The sequence below is a fragment of the Nocardioides sp. CPCC 206348 genome (assembly GCF_048654705.1).
Taxonomy (GTDB): Bacteria; Actinomycetota; Actinomycetes; order Propionibacteriales; family Nocardioidaceae; genus Nocardioides.
This window is the reverse complement of record NZ_JBMCZA010000130.1, coordinates 12,279-13,536: the sequence shown is the minus strand read 5'-3', so window position 1 is coordinate 13,536 and position 1,258 is coordinate 12,279. Positions and strand designations below refer to the sequence as shown.

The following is a 1,258-nucleotide window of genomic DNA, read 5'->3' as shown; positions in this document are numbered from 1 at the left end:
CCGGGCTCGTCACGCTCCATCATCGCCTCGCCGATGCGGGCCAGGAGGTCCTCGTCGACGCCCTTCACGCGACCGACCAGCTTGAGCGGACGGCCGAGGCGACGGTTGCGCTCGACGCCCGCCATGAAGCGGGTCGGGGTGGTGCCGGGCAGGGACCCCTGGGGGGTGACGTCAGCAGCTGCGCTCATGCTCCATGGTGACGCGAGCATTTACTCGTGTTCAAGTCGCGAATGTCGAGCCCGATCCTGCCGATGGTCTCGACATGACCACCGACGTCACCGGGGTGGAGCGCCTGCTGCTCGCCATCCAGGAGCTGTCGCTTGCCGCCGACCTCGACGACGTCCAGGCCGTCGTCCGCACCGCGGCACGCGAGCTCGCCAACTGCGACGGCGCGACCTTCGTCCTGCGCGACGGCGAACAGTGCTTCTACGACGACGAGGACGCGATCGAGCCACTCTGGAAGGGACTCCGGTTCCCCCTCGAGGCCTGCATCAGCGGCTGGGCGATGGTGCACGGCACCCATGTCGTCATCCCCGACATCTACGCCGACCCGCGCATTCCGTTCGAGGCCTACCGCCCGACCTTCGTGCAGAGCCTGGTGATGATGCCCGTGCGCTCGATCGATCCGATCGCCGCGATCGGCGCCTACTGGGCCGAGCACCACACCGCCACCGACGGCGAGGTCGCGCTGTTGCAGGGGCTCGCCAACGCGGCCTCGGTCACGCTCGACAAGGTCACCATCCACCACCAGCTGGCCTCCGCCGTCGAGCTGCACCAGGCCACCCACCGCCTCGCGACCACCGACGACCTGACCGGCCTGTGGAACCGCCGCGGCTTCCTCGAGCAGGCACAGCTGCGGTGGGAGCAGCGCACCGGCGACACCGCCTCCGTCGCGTTCATCGACGTCGACGGCCTCAAGCTCGTCAACGACGACGGCGGCCACGACGCCGGCGACGCCCTGATCCGCCGCGTCGCCGACGTGCTGCGCAACCACCTGCGCGACAGCGACGTCATCGCCCGTCTCGGCGGCGACGAGTTCGCGGTCATGAGCCCCGACCTCAGTGCCGAGGAACTGCACGCCCGCCTCGGCCCGGCCCTGGCTCGGCGCGCCAGCGTCGGCACCGCGCCGCTCACTGCGATCGACCGGTTGCCCGAGGCGCTGCTCCACGCCGATGCCCGGATGTACGACACCAAGCGACGCCACCTGTCCACCCGCACCGCCTGACCCACCTGACCCGCCTGACCGGTCTACGCTCGG

General features: G+C 70.5%; 1 protein-coding gene and 1 pseudogene. One reads left to right on the top strand and one right to left on the bottom strand.

Features of this window, described 5'->3' with window-relative positions:
* Positions 1-188, bottom strand: a pseudogene (locus ACOADB_RS07655) (DUF2236 domain-containing protein); the annotation flags it as partial.
* Positions 189-262: 74 nt separating this feature from the next.
* Here ACOADB_RS07655 and ACOADB_RS07650 point away from each other — a divergent pair.
* Positions 263-1,225 carry a diguanylate cyclase gene (locus ACOADB_RS07650; protein ID WP_378597366.1) on the top strand — a complete coding sequence of 321 codons (963 nt, stop codon included), beginning with the start codon at positions 263-265 and terminating at the stop codon, positions 1,223-1,225.
* The last annotated feature ends 33 nt before the right edge of the window (positions 1,226-1,258 follow it).

What these genes read in the sequence shown, in the direction of transcription:
- ACOADB_RS07650 (WP_378597366.1), top strand. Translation starts at nt 263, where the DNA reads ATGACCACCGACGTCACCGGGGTGGAGCGCCTGCTGCTCGCCATCCAG.